Genomic DNA, 16819 nt, shown 5'->3' with positions numbered 1-16819 from the left:
TCGGGTGGGGGGAAGCGGATGGAGGCGTGCCCCCACCCGACGTGCTCGCTCCGCTGCGCGCGTCGACCTCCCCGCAAGGGGGAGGTCACGCAAGATTATTTACTTCGCCGCTGCAGGCGGGATCAGGGCGTTGAGGATGGGTTCGACCCATTGATCCTTGGCGATGTCGTAGACGATGAAGTCCTTGTCGAACTGCCAATAGGCCCAGGCAAAGCCGCGCGCTTCGGCAGCACGCGCCACCGCATCGGTGTAGCGCAAGCGGCCATCCATCGGCGCGGTTTCATAGGCGCCGAATTCGCCAAGCAGGATCGGGCGATTCCACTTGTTGCTCCAGGCCTTCACCACATCGAAGTCCTTGTTGAGCTGGGCAAGGTCGGCCGCCGAGCCCCAATTCTGGCCCGTCAGCTTATATTGCGGCACCCAAGGCGAGCCTTGATGGGTGAACTCCATCGGCGCGTAATAGTGATAGGTCACGATGATGTGGCGATCGGGCACCGGCAGATCGAGCTTGTCGAGATAAGCCGCGCTGTTCCAGAAGCCGGGTCCGATGATGACATTGCGCGTCGGGTTGGAGGCGCGGATGATCGGCAGGGTCTGCTTGATCTGATCGTTCCACATCTCGGGCGTGAACGCCTCGTGCGGTTCGTTCAGCACCTCAAAGATCAGGCGGTTGGAAGCATCCTTGTAGCGAGGGGCGACCTGGGCCCAGAAGGCGTTCAGCTTCTGACGGCAGCTCCAGGTATCCTTGCTGCAGTAATTGAAGTCATGCTCATCGAGGATGACGTTGAGCCCGGCATCAAGCCCGGCCTTCACCATGGTATCGAGACGGGCGAGGTATCCCGTCTCGAGCACATAGTAATCATCCATATGGCTGAAAGCGTTCAGCACGATACGGACGGTGGAAAATCCGGCGTCGTGGATTTTCTTGAAATACTCCGGCTTGAACCGCGCCTTGGAAGCGTCGGTCCAGCCGGGATCTTCAGACAGCACGTTCACACCGCGCTTCATTTCCCCAACCTGGAGAAAGGCGTCCTTGGCCGCCGTTTCCGCAGGCACACTCGCCGCCACTTGCGGCGCAGGGCTGTTCGACTCGAGCTTGGCGTTGATCTGACAACCTTGGGCGATCAGAAGGACAGCGCCTAAGGCGAAGAGTTTGGGGAAATTCATCTGGTTCTCTTTTGCTAGAGGATCAGGGCCTAGGGATTAAGGTTTGGGGATCAGTGCGGAGTGGATCGGCTCCACAAAGCTGTTCTTCGTATAATCCCACAAAATGAAGTTGCCGTCCCACTGCCACCAGGCCCAGGCCATGCCGCGTGCCTCAGCGGCTTCACGCACCGCTTTGGTCCATTTCACGCGATCCTCAGCCGGGGCCGGATCGTAGGGCCCGAACTCGCCCAGGAAGAGGGGACGGTTATGCGCGGTCGCCCAGGCTTTGGCGGTATCGAACTTGTCAGAGAGGAATTTATATTCCTCCGGCGTACCCCAATGGATGCTTGACAGCGCTGTAATTTTGGGCTCAGCCCAAGGCGCGCCCTGATGGGTGAATTCCATCGGCAGGTAATAGTGGAAGGTCGCGATGATGTGGCGGTCGTTCTCCGGCAACTGCAAAGACGGCAGCGCATCAAGCCCATTCCAATTGGCGGGTCCAATGATGACATTGCGGGTCGGGTTGGTGGCGCGGATGACGGCCAGCGTCTCGACGAGCTGCTTATTCCAAAGCTCCGCCGTAAGCACGCCATGGGGCTCGTTGAGCACCTCGAAGATCACGCGGTTGGAGGCATCCTTGTAGCGCGGCGCAATCTGCTGCCAGAACTTGTTCAGCTTGACGCCGCAAGTTGTGGCATCCTTGGCGCAGAATTCGAAATCATGCTCATCGAGGATGACCGTCAAACCCGCATCCAAAGCGGCTTTCACGAAGGTATCGAGCTGGTTCAGGTATTTCGGCGTCAGATTGCCGTTCGCATCCTGATACTGGAAGGCCTGCAGCACGATACGCACATGCTTGAAGCCGCCCTCGCGGATGACCTTGAAGTATTCGGATTTGAAGCGGAACAGCGAGGGATCACCCCAGCCCGGATCATAGCCGAGCACATTCACGCCACCACCCATTTGAGCGGTTTGCGCCGCCGCATCCACCGGCACGAAGTCTTCGCCAAACTGACCTGCGAGCGCCGATCCGCCAAGCATCAACGCGGCCGCGAAAGCCGCCAAAGTACCTTTCACACTTCCCTCCCGTTTTGGGCTTGGGCCTATTTGCCCTTAGAGAGCGAAACTAATGACAGCGCTTACGGTCGGTCAAGTCACAAGCCGAAGAGCTTGAGACTTCGGATGACTTGTCGCGCTTCTATCGCGATGCGCGTGCATCTCGTTTCATGGGGGATAAAGCGCAGGTTGAACAGGCGCAGGGAGCGTTCAGCGCCGCTAAAATGGGAGCGTTATCACTCTTTCGGCTTGGCGAGATAGACAAGGCCAAAGCCCAAAGCGAGCGCCGCGATTACAAAGAGGGTGGCAAAGCCGCGGGTCTCAGAAAATATCGGCCAGATGAAATGGGCCACGCCCACCAATGCCGCGATGATGAGCCAGAACACCGCGCCAAGGCGGAAGAAGCATCCGCTATCGATTTTCTGTCCGGCCATTCATCCTCCGCTTAGGGGCAGATCATCACGGGGTTCAGGGCACCCGCCGCCGCTTGAGGTTCACCGGCACAGGACAATCGACGCGTCCCTTCGCGAAGCGGCATTGGCGTTCAGGGCGACCTTGCGCGTCGTAGACATCAATCGTCCAGCTATCGCCCATCTTGGTCATGAGCAGAAAGCCGAAGCCGCCAATTGAAATGCCGTCCTTCACCGACACGCCATAAGAACCTTGGAACACCGCGCCTTTCAGATTGGCGGGGGTAGGATCAAGAAGATCGCCGCCATGTCCGGCGACGATTTGCGGCGGCACATGCTTGCCTTGGTAGTTGATGGCTTCGAACGTGTGGATATGCCCCGCCAGCATCAAGGCGACCGGCGCCGGTACCCCCTCTTCCCCCACCGAGGCCATGAGATTGAGATTGCCGCCTGCCGGAATGCCCAAAGGTCCGGTGATAAGGCCCCAGATCGGGCGATGCATCAGCCACCAGCTCGGCGACGGCTCTTTGGCCAACGCGGCGAACTCGGCGCTATAGGTCGCCACCAGCTTGTCATTCAGGCTGGTCTCGGGCGCGTTGGCATTATCGCTGACCACCAGATTCAGCCCCTTCAGCGGCACCGCATAGGGGGAAAGATGATCGGTGCAGGGCACGACGGGATCGTAAGCGGTTGGGCCTAACAATCTGAGGAAGCCCGCGCCGGCGCGGGCGCAATCCTCGTGATTGCCGCGCAGGATCACCCAAGGCGCGGCGGTCATAAGCGGGGCTGCGGGTGCGAAGAAATCGACATCCCAGGTCGGCCAGTTATCGCCATAGGGCGTGCCTTGGCAGCCTTTGAAATCGACCGGGCATGGACTCTCTCTATATAGGAAATCGCCGACATGGATGACGAGGTCGGGGCGCAGCCGGGCCGCCGCCGCCGAAAGCTGCGGGAAAGGCCAAGCCGCCGGATCGGAACAATCCTGCACCGTCGAGCCTTTGATTCGGCAGCCGGTGTCGCCCAAAACGAGAATGCGTTGCGGTTCGCTGGCTGGAAGCGCCAAGGGCACCACGATCTTGCCCCCCTTTTGCGCATCGCCTGCGAAGACCAGCGCCGCCTGACGTGTTCGGGCGGAAATCTGCGCGGTACAAACAAGCGCGAAATCTTTGCTTTTCGCCGCTCGCGGTTGCATCGGCGCAAGCTCGAGGTCCTGAGTGAGGGTCGGACAGGTTTCCCCCTCTACCACCGCGCGGGCTTCCAAAATCCCGCCAGGGCCATATTGCGTCCAGGAGGCTTTCAGGGCGGCGGCGCCAAGCCCAGCTTCAGGCTCGGCCAAGGCCGGAAAAAGCCCGATCCAGAGGACGGAAAAAGCAGCGATTCGCGCAATCTGGGTCATCTTGGCTCGCCTGGTCTAAGAGCTTGGCAACAAAGCGGTGTTACCAGCGTATTCTGTAGGTTGTTCTACGTCTTGCCTGATATGTCGCATTCGCGTTTTAAAGCTGGGGTGAAGCCCAAAACCACTAAACACCGGATTCCACTTCAGGTTAGGCACCTTGCGGCTGTGACCATTCATCCCGCAAATTGGGCCTACAGCACATACACCACCTCGCAGTGATATGTTATCGAATGACAGGGCTGTCAGTTAGATCATAGAAGTTGGCGGGGCGAGGCTCGGGCCGTACGAGGAAGGGAATGAAAACAGAGAATATCGTAACCCTCACGATGAACCCGGCCATCGATCTGGGCGTGTCGGTCAAACAGATGATGACCGAACACAAAATGCGCTGCCTGAAGACGCGGCGCGATCCCGGCGGTGGCGGTATTAACGTGGCGCGTGTGCTGAAGCGGTTCGGAGCTGAACCGCTGGCAATTTTTCCGATGGGCGGCCCCTCCGGCTTGATGCTGGAGCGTTTGGTGGCGGCAGAGGAAGTGCGCCATCAGTCGTTCATGATCGCGCGCGACTGCCGCGCCAATTTCACAGCCAATGAGCTTTCCACCGGTCAGCAATTTCGTTTCGTGCTGCCTGGGCCGACGCTGGGCGAGGAAGAATGGACGGCAGGCCTAGGCCTGACCACCGCGGCATCCTCCAGCGGCTTCTCGGTGGCTTCGGGGTCTTTGCCGCGCGGCGTCCCGCATGATTTCTATGCCCGGCTGGCGCGCAACCTGCGCGTTTCGGGCGGCGCCCGCCTGGTGCTCGACACCTCTGGCCCGCCGCTGAAGCATGCCTTGGATGTCGGCTGCTATCTGGTGAAGCCGTCGCTTTCGGAATTCACTGAATTCCTGGGCGAAGAGCCGAGCCTTGAAGATTCGCACGCCGCCGCCAAGCAGCTTGTGGTCAACGGCAAGGCCGAGATCGTGGCTCTGACCATGGGCCCGGATGGCGCCCTGCTCGTCAGCCGTGACATCTCGATCTATGCCAAGCCGCCGCCGGTGACGGTGCGTGGCACGGTGGGCGCGGGCGACAGCTTTGTGGCCATGCTCATTCTCAGCCTGGCGCAGAGAAAGAGCCTGACTGAAGCCTTCCGCTTTGCCATCGCGGGCGGTTGCGCGGCCCTGCTCTCTCCCGGCACCGGCCTTGCTTCGCCGGATGTGGTCGAGCAGCTCGCTCCGCAGGTCGAGATCAAAAGCCTCGCCACGGCGTAAGCCAAAGCGAAATATCAAATGCGAGACGGCGGGCCGAAAGGTCCGCCGTTTTTGTTTTGGAACCAAGCTCACGATTTTCCAGCGTAATCGCCATATTCCCAATCATAGGGCACGCCCGTTTCGCCCAGGATGAAGCGGACCAGACGCGAGAAAGCGGTTTCGGCGCGCACGTCGTTGGAAAGGATCAAAACGCAGCGCTGCGTCTTTTCCAGACAGACCATGGTGTTTGCGGTTTGCCCGTCATGACCGCCCTTGAAAAAGCCATGGCCTTGCGGACCATCGAACACCACCACGCCGAGCCCGGCATAAAGGTCTTTCCTTTGCGCAGCCAAAGGTGAATCAGGCGCCAGGATGGGAAATTGATGCGCTGTCGTGATGTGGAGCTGCGGCTTGGTCACTTCGGCGCGCGAGGCTGGGCTTAAGCCGTCACCCTTCACCAGCGCCGCGACGAATTTGGAAAGGTCTGAGATGGTGGTGTCCATCGAGCCGGCAACACGCACCTTGCTGCGTTCATCATGCGCCTGCACTTCACCTTTGTCGTTCCAGCCATCAGCGAGATTGCCTGCAAAATCAGAGCGCCATTTCAGGCTCGTGCGTGTCATGCCAAGACGATCGAAATTGGCCTTGGTCAGATCGCCGAGATCGAGGCCAGCACGGCCATGCTCGATGACGAATTGCAGAAGGATCAGGCCCTCGCCCGAATAGGAAAAACGCGTACCGGGTTCGAAATGAATGCGCAGCTTCTCATCCGGCTCCAAGAACCAGAAATTGCCGAAGCCGGTGGAATGGGTCAGACACATGCGCGGGGTGATCTTTTCCCAGCGCGGATCGCCCGCGAGATCCTTATAGGGACCATATTTGTTGGGAAAGACAGGATCGGGTCCGTAAAGCGGCAGCGCTTTATCGAGATCATCCTTGAGCGGCGTGTCGAGCTTCAGCTTTCCCTGATCCACCAATTGCAGAACGGTATAGGCAAAGACGGTCTTGGTCAGCGAGGCGCCATACATCACCGTGTCAGGCGTGAGCGGATCGCCCTTGGCATTGCGCACGCCAAAACTTTGCACATAGGAGACCTTGCCGCCATCGATCACTGCCAGCGCCAGTCCCTTGGCGTGGGTAGAGGCCATGACGCTTTGGACTTCACCGTCGATCGCCGGGCCGCTCGGAAGCGCAAAGGCAGTGCAGGTAAAGGCGCAGAAAAGCATCCCAAGGGTAACAAAGCGACGCATAGAACCTCCCCTAATCATGCCAAGATGGTAGAGGATTTATGCAGCTTTTCTAGGAGGCGACGGCCTAAGGATGCTCCGGCGCAGCGTGTTGCTAATAACCGCGCGCTCGGGCTTGAATGGCTCACAATTCCAGCATCACCGGCACGTCGTGATGCTCAGCGGCATCGGAAGAGACCACGACATGGCCCGCCAGCCGCTCGAAGCGCAGCGTGATAGCGCGCGTACCAACGGTGATATTGCTGACGGACAGTTTCTGGATATGCGGCGGCAGAATAGGACGGGTCACAGTGACCGTTTCCGCCCAGCCATCCACCTTCACCCCCAAACAGGCTTGCAACACCATGAAAGCGGCGCCCGCCGCCCAAGCCTGCGGCAAACAGGCGACGGGATAATGTACGGGCGGCTCGCCAGGGCGGCGCGGGAAGCCGCAGAAGAGTTCCGGCAGCTCCATATTGAAATGGCCCGCGGCTTCGAAAAGCTGATTCAGCATCCGTGCGGCGCTGGCGCGCTCGCCATAACGGGCCATACCGGCAACGCAGAGCGCGGTGTCATGCGGCCAGACCGAACCGTTGTGATAGGACATGGGATTGAAATTGGCTTCGCCGAGGCCGAGCGTGCGAATACCCCAGCCGGAATCAAAGGCAGGCGTACGCAACAGCGAAATCAGCCTTTGAGCGCGTTCAAGGCTTGGCAGGCCGCAGTATAAAAGATGGCCGGGATTGGAGGCACGTACACGGCAGAGCCTACCCTCGCCATCCAACGCGATGCCATAGGTGCCAAGCTCTTCGTCCCAGAAGCGCTCTTCGACGATTTTGCGGAATGCTTCGGCCCGCGCCATCCAAAGGGTTGCGGCGCGATCATCACCGCGCCGTCCCGCGAGCCGGGCCATGCCCCGGAAGGCCGCGAAGGCATAGCCCTGCACCTCGACCAGCGCGATAGGTCCCTCTGCCATAGTGCCATCGGCATGAAAGATGGAATCTTCGCTATCTTTCCAGCCTTGATTGGCGAGGCCGGTCTTCTCGCCCCGGCGATAAGCAAGAAGCCCATTGCCGACCGCACTTTGCACCTGCTCGATCCAGCCCAGCGCCGCTTCGATATTTGGCCATATGGAATCGATGGTTTCGAGATCGCCGGTGCGCTCGGCATAAGCGGCACAGAGCATGACGAAAAGGGGCGTGGTATCGATGCCGCCGTAATACTGGCCGAAGGGCAATTCGCCGAGCGCAGTCATCTCGCCCTTGCGGGTTTCGTGCATGATCTTGCCCGGCTCGCTATCGCGAAAAGAGGAGGTCTCGGTGGCCTGCATCTTGGAGAGAAAGCGCAACACCCCACGCGCCATAGCAGGATCGAGCCACAAGGTCTGCAGCGCGGTGATAATGGAATCACGGCCAAAGGCGGTAGAGAACCAGGGAATACCGGCATAGGGAAATGGCCCCGTCTCCATTTCGGTGGTGAGCAGCGCCAGATCCGCATGCGAACGCTCGATCCATTCATTGAATCGCAGGCCTGAGGTCATTACCCGCCCGCCCCTGCGACTCGTCACCCGCATCGCGGCATTGGCGGAGGCCGCAGCCAAGCGATAGCGTTGACGCCCTGGTTTGGCGCTGCGGTCGATCCCATATTCGATATAGAGTTCGTGATCTTCTCCAGTCTGTAGCTCGATCTGGAAGTGAGCCTCGTCTACCGCGAGCTTGGCGGGCGGATCGGAGAAGGAAATCACCGTGGTGCGCACGACATTGTCGAGCCCATCATAGATGAGGAGAACCTGGTTATTGTCGGTTTGGCGGCGATGCAGATTGCCATGCCGGATGCGATTTGTGCCGCGCACCTCGAAGATGTCGGCAAAGTCGGCGGCGAAGCGCAGCATTACCGGCAGGCTTGCGGGAATATCGCCGTAATTGGTGAAACGGAAGCGTTCGTAGAGCGTATTATTCCAAAGGAGTTTGGTACGCTCGATATGGACCGCGCCCGGCTCATGGCCCGAAGGGGCGCTCGGCGGTCGGTTGACCATATGGGCCCGGAGCACCACATTATTCCGGCTGCGGGCGGTATTGAGCACCACCGGCTTCATCCCTCCTACCCGCAATTGCAGATAGGAGAGGATGCGGGTGTCATTGCGGAAAAGACCATCCCCCAGACCAGAGATGTCGCCCACTGAATCCGTCACCACGAACATATCGCCGTCTTTAAGCGAGAAGAGGCGCAGGCGCGGTGGGGGATCGGGGCGAAGGCGTTCGGCGTGATGTTCGGAAGCAGACACGGCCTACCCCAGCTTTTTAAGACTACCGGAAGCAGCGGCATCGAGATTGGGGCCATCGGTTCGCACCCCAATCAGCTCGTAGTATAGCCGCTGATAATTGCGAGCCATCACAAGCGAGGTGAAGCGCTGCTCGAACTCGCCTCGGACCGCCCGCCGGTCGAGCCAGGAGAGCCCCCGAATAGCTTCGAGGGCCTCTGCCTCGCTCGTCACGATCCGCCCCGACACGCCATCGGACAAGACCTCTGGCACCGAGCCACAGCGGAAAGCGATCACCGGCGTCCCACATGCCATCGCCTCGATCATCACAAGGCCAAAGGGCTCCGGCCAATCGATGGGAAAGAGCAGCGCCAAGGCATTACCAAGAAACGCGCCCTTCTCGGCATCGCTGATCTCGCCAATGAACTCGATCAAGGGATCATCCAGCAGCGGCTTGATCTCGGTTTCGAAATAGGCGCGGTCGGCAGCATCTACCTTAGCTGCGATCTTAAGCGGGATGCCGGAAGCCTTGGCGAGCGCGATGGCCCGGTCGGGGCGCTTCTCGGGCGAAATCCGCCCCAGGAAGGCGAGATAGCCGCCCAGCGGATGCGCCGTGAAGGGATAGATGTGGACCGGCAGCCCATGATGGACCGTGGCGAACCAGTTGGCGTCCGGCATCGGCGCACGCTGGTTGTTGGAGATGGACACCAAGGGATAAGCCGAGAACCGCGCATAGAAGGGGCTCAAATCCTTGATATCCAGCCGCCCGTGAAGGGTGGTCAAGCTGCGCGATGCGACATGCTGGAAAAAGGGCAAATGCCACAGATCGGTATGGAAATGCAGCACGTCATACTTATGCACCTCGGCGGCGAGATCGAAGAGCATGGAGAAATGCGCCGCCGGTTCGGATTTGAGGGGCGCTGGATCCAGCCGGATCGCTTGCGCCCGCCCCGTTGCCAGCTTGGCATTGGTGACAGAATCCCCCGACGCGAAAAGGGTTACCTGATGACCAAGGCCGACCAGGGCGTCGGTCAGGTTGGCGACGACCCGTTCGGTCCCGCCATAGAGCTTGGGAGGGGTAGCCTCACAGAGCGGCGCGACCATAGCGATTTTGAGCGGCTTTAGTGGCAGGATCGCCATGTCATATTCTCGCCCGTTCTGGCTTTTTTACTCAACGTGATGCCGCCAAGAAGGTTCCTCCCTGGAGTGGCAGCGGGCAGAATGGCAAAAGGGGCGTGTCGCGGACCGGTGTCCCGCGACAGGCTAAGGCGCCAGGGTACAGGGCATGATTATTCTCGAGTTTCTGATCTTCGTTATCTCCTCCGGGCTCTTCTGCAGCGAGAAATTTCGCCATCACATCTGGGCAGTTGTGGTGGCTGGCGCCATTGCCACGGGATCATCCCTGCTCTTCGCCTATGATTTGGGCGAACGCTGGATGGGGCATGGCAAGCAGCCGCCCGTGATTACCCGGACGGTCAAACAGCTTGTGGAAAAGCCAGGCGTGACCTCCGAGGCGAAAACGGTGGGCAAAAAGCATAGCTGCGCGGATCAATATCCCAAAGACGCCTTGCGCGCGGGCGCCGAAGGCGTGACCCACCTCGCCTTCAAAATCCTGACCGATGGCACGGTGGACAGCGTACAGGTGCTGACGTCGAGCGGATACGCCTCGCTTGATGAGGCAGCCGTGAAATGCGCCAGCAATTGGCATTACCGCCCCGCCATGAAGGACGGCCAGATCGTCGAGAGCGACCGGCAGGTGAATATCACCTGGAACCTGCAATCTGGCGAAGCCGCCAAAGCCGCAGCCCAAGCCAGCCTGGACGGCGAGCAGAAGAACGACACGGGCGACAAGACCAAACCGGAAGAGCAAAGCGAGGCCAAGGACCATCCTGCCGATCCCAACGCCAAACCGACCCATCACTGGTATGATGTGGGAAGCTGGTTCTCCAGCGACGGGGACAAGAAAACACAATAGGGCCAACATGACCGACCAAAGGGGCAGTCTCGCTACCGCGCTTGCCCATCTGGAGCGCCTCCTGGCCACAAACCCGGCCATGGCTGAGGTGCAAGCGCAGGAAATCTTGAAATCGGTCCCGGGCGAGCCGCGCGCCCTTCTACTGATGGCCGCGGCCCAACGCGCCCAAGGAAGATTCGAAGACGCCATCAAGACACTTGACCACCATGCGCTGGGACGGCTCGACCCAGTGCTGGTGGAGTATGACCGGGCGATCTCCCATGCCCGCGCGGGTCATACCAAAGAGGCAATCAGCCTGCTGCAGCGGGTAGTGAAGCTGATGCCGGACCATCCCATGGCTTGGCGGCTTTTGGGCGATCAATACACGCTTCAGGGCGACAAGGTTGGGGCCGACGGCGCCTATATGCATCACGTGAATGCGGCAGTGCGGGACCGGCGGATCATGGAAGCCGCCAAGGCGCTGTTTGAGAACCGCGTGCCGGCAGCCGAACAGATCCTGCGCGGCCATTTGAAGGCCTTCCCGACGGATATTGCAGCCATTCGCATGCTCGCCGAGCTTGCCGCCCGGGTGGAGCATTTTGACGAGGCCGAGAAGCTTTTGGCACGCGCCCTGAACTTGGCGCCAAGCTTTGAGGCAGCCCGTTCCAACCTTGTCACCGTATTACACCGCCAGAACAAATCGGTGGAAGCCCTGCGCGAGCTGGAAATACTTTTACAGCGCCACCCCACCCATGCCGGCTATCGCAACCAGCATGCCGCGATTTTGGCTCGTCTGGGCGAGACCGATCAGGCCATTACGATTTATCGCGGCGTGCTGAAAGACGTGCCGAACCAACCCAAGATTTGGATGAGCTTCGGCCACACCCTGAAAACCGCAGGCAAGCGGAGCGAGGCCGAAACCGCCTATCGCGAGGCAGTGGAACTGGAACCGCATCTCGGTGAGGCATGGTGGAGCCTTGCCAATCTCAAGACCTTTCGCTTCAGCTATGGCGACATCGCGCTGATGCAAAAAGAGGCGGAGCGCAGCGATCTTTCCATTGAGGACCGGCTGCATCTTGATTTTGCCTTGGGCAAAGCCTTTGAGGACAGCGCGGAGTACGAGACCTCCTTCAAGTATTATGACCGCGGCAACACCTTGCGCCGCAGCATGCTGGACTATGACGCCGATCAGGTCAGCCAGCACAAGGATCTGTTGATCCAGACCTTGACGCAGGATTTCTTCGCAGGCCAGGGAGCGGGGGGCTCGGACGCACCGGACCCCATCTTCATTGTGGGCCTGCCGCGCGCGGGCTCGACCCTAATTGAACAGATTCTAGCCAGCCACAGCCAAGTTGAAGGCACGATGGAGCTGCCTGATATCTTTTCGATGGTCGGACGGCTGAAAGATGCAGCCGGAAAACCTTTTTATCCTGAGGTGCTTGCCGCCTTGAACCTGGAGGAACGCAAGGCACTGGGCGAGGAGTTTCTGGCGCGTACCCGCATCCATAGGAAGCTGGGTAAGCCATTCTTTATCGACAAGATGCCGAACAACTTCCTGCAGATCGGCTTCATTGCCCAAATCCTGCCCAACGCGAAAATCATTGACGCGCGGCGTCATCCAATGGCTTGCGGTTTTTCCTGCTTCAAACAGCATTTCGCGCGCGGTCAGGGCTTTTCCTACAGTCTTACTGATATAGGCCGCTATTATGCTGATTATGTTGAGCTGATGGCGCATTTCGACAAAGTGCTACCCGGGCGTATTCTTCGTGTCCAATACGAGGAAGTGGTCGAGGATTTGGAAGGAAATGTCCGCAGGCTGCTCGCATATTGCGGCCTACCTTTCGAGGAAGCCTGCCTTCGGTTTTATCAAAATGATCGCATTGTACGCACCGCATCCTCAGAACAAGTCCGCATGCCGATTTTCCAGGACGGACTTGATCAGTGGCGTCACTTTGAAAAATGGCTTGAGCCCCTAAGGAAAGCTGTGGGGACCGCCACCTAATTTCACCAAGACACGCATCTTCCGCAGCCCTCACCAAACCGGCCCCGTCTTTGCAAGGCATATCTGAATTTGCTGCCAGAGGGATGATGGCGGCGCTCAGAGCCATAGGGGGCCTAGCGAAGCATGCATTGGGAATCGTTTATAAAACCGCGAAATTTTGCATCGGCCCTGCTCGCGACCAGCATTCTTGGGGGACTTCCGGCTAGTGCTGAAGAAAGCTCCACCATCACGCTGGAGACGGTGACCGTCAGCGCCCAAAAAGTGGGCGAGCAGGATTTGCAAAAGGTTCCGCTCTCTATTTCGGTGCTCGATACGGGCAAGCTTGAAGACCTGCATGTCGTCGATTTCCGCGACTTCGCGCGTTTCCTGCCATCGGTATCATTCACAGCTGGTGGCCAAGGTTCCAGCGGTGGACCGGGCCAAGCCAATATCTCAATGCGCGGCGTGACCGATGGCGCGGACGGCAACCATTCCGGCCCGCTACCCACTGTAGGCGTCTATCTCGATGAGCAGCCGATCACAACGATTGGCGGCACGCTCGACATCCCAGCCTATGACCTTGAACGGGTGGAAGCGCTGGCAGGCCCGCAAGGCACGCTTTATGGCGCCTCGTCGGAAGCAGGCACCATCCGCCTCATCACCAACAAACCCAATACGGAAAAATTCGAGGCGGGATTTGAGATCGAAGGTAATGCCGTCACCCATGGCGGAATTGGCTACGGTTTCCGTGGCTTCGTCAATCAACCGCTGACGGACCATGCCGCCATCCGCCTGGTGGCCTGGGACGAACACAATGCGGGCTATATCGATAACGTCCACGCCTCACGCACTTATCCTACCACCGGCATCACGGTGGATAACGCCAGCGTGGCACAGAAGGACTATAATTCCACCGACAAGCTCGGCGCCCGCCTCGCACTCGGCATCGACCTGGATGACAGCTGGACAGTGGACGCGACGCTGATAGGCCAGTTGGAGAAAGCCAATGGCATTTCAGGCTACGATCCGGGCATAGGCGATTTGAAGGTCAATCACTTCTTCCCTGAATACGCCAAAGACCATTGGTATCAAGCCGCCCTGACCGTCACCGGCAAGATCGGCAATCTCGATCTGACGTATTCCGGCGGCTATATGAACCGGCGCGGCGTCGGCTCAGCCGACTATACCGATTATACCTTCTGGTATGACACGCTGGCGGGCTATTACGTCACCGACAATGCGGGCAATGCAGTCGATTCCTCGCAATATATCCTGTTCAAGGATGTCTTCACGAAATGGTCGAATGAATTGCGTCTATCTTCACCGGCCGAAGATCGTTTGCGCTTTGTGATCGGACTTTTCCATGAGCGCCAGACCCACAACATTCTGCAGGATTATAAGATCGACGCCTTGGGCACGGATTACTCAGTCCCAGGTTGGCCAGGCACGATCTGGCTTACCAATCAGCAGCGCGTCGACCGCGACCTTGCCGCCTTTGGACAAGTGACTTTCGACATCACGCCAAGCCTCTCCTTGACCGGGGGCGTGCGCGTATTCGAATCCAAGAACTCGCTGGAAGGCTTCTTCGGCCTTGCCGAAACCATGTCCAGTCATTCGGGCGTTGCGAATTGCGCCAAGCCACTGGTGCCCTCGCGCTTTGGTGGACCGTGCACCAATGTGAACAAACACGTCTATGAATGGGGCGAGACGCATAAGTTTAACCTGCAATGGCAGATCGACGATGCCGACATGGTCTACGCGACCTATTCCACCGGCTTCCGCCCGGGCGGCATCAACCGTGTCGCCACCCTGCCAAACTACCACTCCGATGCGCTCGAGAATTTTGAGCTGGGCTGGAAAACAAGCTGGCTCAACAACACACTCCGTTGGAATGGCGCAGCCTATTGGGAAAACTGGAACAACTTCCAGTTCGCCTTCTTGGGCCTGAATTCGCTGACTCAGATCGCCAATGCCGGCTCAGCACGCATTCAAGGCGTTGAATCCGACGTCACTTGGCTGGTGAGTGAAAACTTTACCCTTACCGGTGCAGGTGCTTACAACTACGCGCGGCTGACGAAAGTGTATTGCGGCGATCTTGATCCAGTAACCGGCGCGCTCGACACCACCTGCCCGAACGCCAATTATCCCTATCCGCCGAATGCTCCCAAAAGCACCGTGCTGCCCTCAACGCCCCGCTTCAAAGGTAATATCGTCGGCCGCTATAGCTTTGCTTTTGCGGGGCTGGATGCGCATCTGCAGGGCGCCGTCGTATATCAGACCAGCGCCTATCCTGATCTGCGCGTGCAGGCGCCGAGCCCCGTGACGGGGATGGAAGTGCCTATCCGTCAAGTGCTTGGGAAAATGCCCGGCTATGCCACGGTGGATTTCTCAACTGGTGTCGGCAAAGGCAATTGGGGGATCGATTTCTCGGTCCAGAATCTCTTCGACGAGCGAGGCCAAGTTTATCGCTACGCCTATTGTACGACGCAGGTTTGCGGCTATCAGCCTTATATCTTGCCGACCAAGCCGCGCTTCTTCCAGATCACGCTATCTCAAAAGTTCTAGCGCGTAATCCGTAGCCGCGCGCGGAATGGCCGGGGGAAATTCCTCCGGCCATTCTGTTTTTACGGGAACTTAGAAAATCTCACCGACCAGGGCGCGGAAAGCGCCGGAACGGACATGGGTCGTGATTGCCTCGATATCCGGGGCGAAGTAGCGGTCACGGTCGTAGGGACGCACCAGCGCACGGATTTCCTTCGCGGCCCGCTCCAGCGGCGCGGAGCTCTTCAAGGGGCGGCGGAAATCGAGGCCCTGGCAGGCCGCGAGCAACTCGATGGCGACCACACTCGCCGCATTCTGGCTCATATCAAGCAAACGACGCGCGCCATGGGTTGCCATGGAAACGTGGTCTTCCTGATTGGCGCTGGTCGGCACGGTATCGACACTGGCCGGGTGCGAAAGCATACGGTTTTCCGCGATCAAGGCGGCCGCTGTCACCTGCGCAATCATGAAACCAGAATTGAGGCCTGATTCCTTGACGAGGAAGGCCGGGAGGCCGCTCATCTTGGGATCGACCAGAATAGCCGTGCGGCGCTCGGAGATATTGCCGATTTCGCAGAGCGCGATAGCGAGCTGATCAGCGGCAATGGCAACCGGCTCGGCATGGAAATTACCGCCAGAGACGACCGTGCCATCATCCAGCACCAAGGGATTGTCGGTCACGCCCGAGGCTTCGATTTCGAGCGTACGCGCGGAGTTTCGGATAACATCGAGCACCGCGCCCATCACCTGCGGCTGGCAGCGGAAGGAATACGGGTCCTGCACCTTGCCGTCATCACCCGGCGCGCGATGGGATTCGCGGATTTCCGAGCCTTGCATCAGGCCACGCAACATGGCGGCAACGGCGATCTGTCCCGGCTGACCGCGCAAGGCGTGAATGCGGGCGTCGAAAGGCGTGTCCGAGCCTTTGAAAGCATCGGTCGACATGGCACCGGCGATGATCGCCGCGGCAAAGACCTTCTCGATCTCGAACAGCCCCGCCAGCGCAATTGCGGTGGAGACCTGGGTGCCGTTCAAAAGCGCAAGCCCTTCCTTGGGACCAAGCTCCAAGGGCTCAAGCCCCGCGCGCTCCAAGGCTTCGGCGGCATGCAAGGTCTCACCTTTCACCCGCGCGGAACCGATGCCGAGCAGCACGCCCGACATATGCGCCAGCGGCGCAAGATCGCCCGACGCACCCACCGAGCCCTTTGCCGGAATGCAGGGATAGGTTTCGGTTTCGATCAGCTTGGCGAGCGCCGCCACGGTTTCACGCCGCACGCCGGAAGCACCACGCGATAGCGAGGCAAGCTTCAAGACCAGGATCAGACGGACGATCTCATCCGGCAGCAGCGGACCGGTGCCGCAGGCATGGCTGAGCACCAGGTTACGCTGCAAGGCCGCAAGATCATCCCGCGCGATCTCGGTGTTGGCGAGAAGACCAAAGCCGGTATTGACGCCATAGACCGTGGCCCCGCTCGCAACAACATCGGCAATGACTTTGGCGCCTTTATCGATACGGGCGAAGGCTTCCAGCGAAATCTCGATTTTGGGCGCCGTCTCGTAAACAGTCCGCAAGGCCGAAAGCGTCAGGGGTTCGCCGATCCGCATGAAAATCTCCGCACAAGA

At 59.3% G+C, this 16819-nt stretch carries 12 protein-coding genes; 4 read left to right on the top strand and 8 right to left on the bottom strand.

The features are described from left to right. Window positions 1-99: 99 nt before the first annotated feature. The 4 genes from FHS83_RS09605 to FHS83_RS09590 all read right to left on the bottom strand — a co-directional run bounded on the left by FHS83_RS09605 (window position 100) and on the right by FHS83_RS09590 (window position 4008). Window positions 100-1167, bottom strand: a complete 1068-nt coding sequence (locus FHS83_RS09605; RefSeq protein ID WP_208414381.1) for a glycoside hydrolase family 5 protein — start codon at window positions 1165-1167, stop codon at window positions 100-102. Between the two features lie 36 nt (window positions 1168-1203). Beyond that, window positions 1204-2223 (bottom strand): cellulase family glycosylhydrolase, encoded by a 1020-nt coding sequence (locus FHS83_RS09600; RefSeq protein ID WP_167082751.1) that lies wholly within the window; start codon window positions 2221-2223, stop codon window positions 1204-1206. A gap of 215 nt (window positions 2224-2438) precedes the next feature. Beyond that, the gene (locus tag FHS83_RS09595) at window positions 2439-2636 is read right to left on the bottom strand and encodes a hypothetical protein (protein WP_167082750.1); all 198 of its coding nucleotides are present in this window, start codon (window positions 2634-2636) and stop codon (window positions 2439-2441) included. Window positions 2637-2670: 34 nt separating this feature from the next. Next, window positions 2671-4008, bottom strand: coding sequence for a metallophosphoesterase (locus FHS83_RS09590; protein WP_167082749.1), 1338 nt, complete (start codon window positions 4006-4008; stop codon window positions 2671-2673). A 296-nt stretch (window positions 4009-4304) separates the two neighbouring features. Here FHS83_RS09590 and FHS83_RS09585 point away from each other — a divergent pair, with 296 nt between their 5' ends. After that, a complete protein-coding gene (locus FHS83_RS09585) occupies window positions 4305-5255 on the top strand; it encodes a 1-phosphofructokinase family hexose kinase (RefSeq protein WP_167082748.1) in 951 nt (316 codons plus the stop codon). Window positions 5256-5323: 68 nt separating this feature from the next. On the opposite strand, the gene FHS83_RS09580 is transcribed toward FHS83_RS09585, so the two are convergent. The 3 genes from FHS83_RS09580 to FHS83_RS09570 form a co-directional block, all read right to left on the bottom strand. Beyond that, window positions 5324-6484, bottom strand: a complete 1161-nt coding sequence (locus tag FHS83_RS09580) for a serine hydrolase domain-containing protein (RefSeq protein WP_167082747.1) — start codon at window positions 6482-6484, stop codon at window positions 5324-5326. Between the two features lie 121 nt (window positions 6485-6605). After that, complete coding sequence (locus FHS83_RS09575; protein WP_208414379.1) at window positions 6606-8744, bottom strand: glycogen debranching N-terminal domain-containing protein; 2139 nt, start codon at window positions 8742-8744, stop codon at window positions 6606-6608. Between the two features lie 3 nt (window positions 8745-8747). After that, complete coding sequence (locus tag FHS83_RS09570; RefSeq protein ID WP_167082746.1) at window positions 8748-9860, bottom strand: glycosyltransferase family 4 protein; 1113 nt, start codon at window positions 9858-9860, stop codon at window positions 8748-8750. 145 nt (window positions 9861-10005) lie between these two features. On the opposite strand from FHS83_RS09570, the gene FHS83_RS09565 reads away from it, so the two are divergent. The 3 genes from FHS83_RS09565 to FHS83_RS09555 all read left to right on the top strand — a co-directional run bounded on the left by FHS83_RS09565 (window position 10006) and on the right by FHS83_RS09555 (window position 15220). Continuing rightward, window positions 10006-10695: an energy transducer TonB gene (locus tag FHS83_RS09565; protein ID WP_167082745.1), complete on the top strand. Its 690-nt coding sequence runs from the start codon at window positions 10006-10008 to the stop codon at window positions 10693-10695. Window positions 10696-10702: 7 nt separating this feature from the next. Beyond that, window positions 10703-12676, top strand: coding sequence for a tetratricopeptide repeat-containing sulfotransferase family protein (locus FHS83_RS09560; protein WP_167082744.1), 1974 nt, complete (start codon window positions 10703-10705; stop codon window positions 12674-12676). 123 nt (window positions 12677-12799) lie between these two features. Further along, a complete protein-coding gene (locus tag FHS83_RS09555) occupies window positions 12800-15220 on the top strand; it encodes a TonB-dependent receptor (protein ID WP_167082743.1) in 2421 nt (806 codons plus the stop codon). Between the two features lie 69 nt (window positions 15221-15289). On the opposite strand, the gene hutH is transcribed toward FHS83_RS09555, so the two are convergent. Continuing rightward, window positions 15290-16801, bottom strand: a complete 1512-nt coding sequence (gene hutH, locus FHS83_RS09550) for a histidine ammonia-lyase (protein WP_167082742.1) — start codon at window positions 16799-16801, stop codon at window positions 15290-15292. Between the last annotated feature and the right edge of the window lie 18 nt (window positions 16802-16819).

Source organism: Rhizomicrobium palustre, assembly GCF_011761565.1.
GTDB classification, from domain to species: domain Bacteria; phylum Pseudomonadota; class Alphaproteobacteria; order Micropepsales; family Micropepsaceae; genus Rhizomicrobium; species Rhizomicrobium palustre.
Note: the sequence above shows the minus strand (reverse complement) of the source record. Positions and strands in the feature narration are given on the sequence as shown.

Bases quoted from the DNA above. Each gene is read 5' to 3' on its own strand.
- FHS83_RS09585 (WP_167082748.1), top strand. From the start codon at position 4,305: ATGAAAACAGAGAATATCGTAACCCTCACGATGAACCCGGCCATCGAT.
- FHS83_RS09590 (WP_167082749.1), bottom strand. From the start codon at position 4,008: ATGACCCAGATTGCGCGAATCGCTGCTTTTTCCGTCCTCTGGATCGGG.
- FHS83_RS09555 (WP_167082743.1), top strand. From the start codon at position 12,800: ATGCATTGGGAATCGTTTATAAAACCGCGAAATTTTGCATCGGCCCTG.
- FHS83_RS09560 (WP_167082744.1), top strand. From the start codon at position 10,703: ATGACCGACCAAAGGGGCAGTCTCGCTACCGCGCTTGCCCATCTGGAG.
- FHS83_RS09565 (WP_167082745.1), top strand. From the start codon at position 10,006: ATGATTATTCTCGAGTTTCTGATCTTCGTTATCTCCTCCGGGCTCTTC.
- FHS83_RS09570 (WP_167082746.1), bottom strand. From the start codon at position 9,860: ATGGCGATCCTGCCACTAAAGCCGCTCAAAATCGCTATGGTCGCGCCG.
- FHS83_RS09605 (WP_208414381.1), bottom strand. From the start codon at position 1,167: ATGAATTTCCCCAAACTCTTCGCCTTAGGCGCTGTCCTTCTGATCGCC.
- FHS83_RS09595 (WP_167082750.1), bottom strand. From the start codon at position 2,636: ATGGCCGGACAGAAAATCGATAGCGGATGCTTCTTCCGCCTTGGCGCG.
- hutH (WP_167082742.1), bottom strand. From the start codon at position 16,801: ATGCGGATCGGCGAACCCCTGACGCTTTCGGCCTTGCGGACTGTTTAC.
- FHS83_RS09580 (WP_167082747.1), bottom strand. From the start codon at position 6,484: ATGCGTCGCTTTGTTACCCTTGGGATGCTTTTCTGCGCCTTTACCTGC.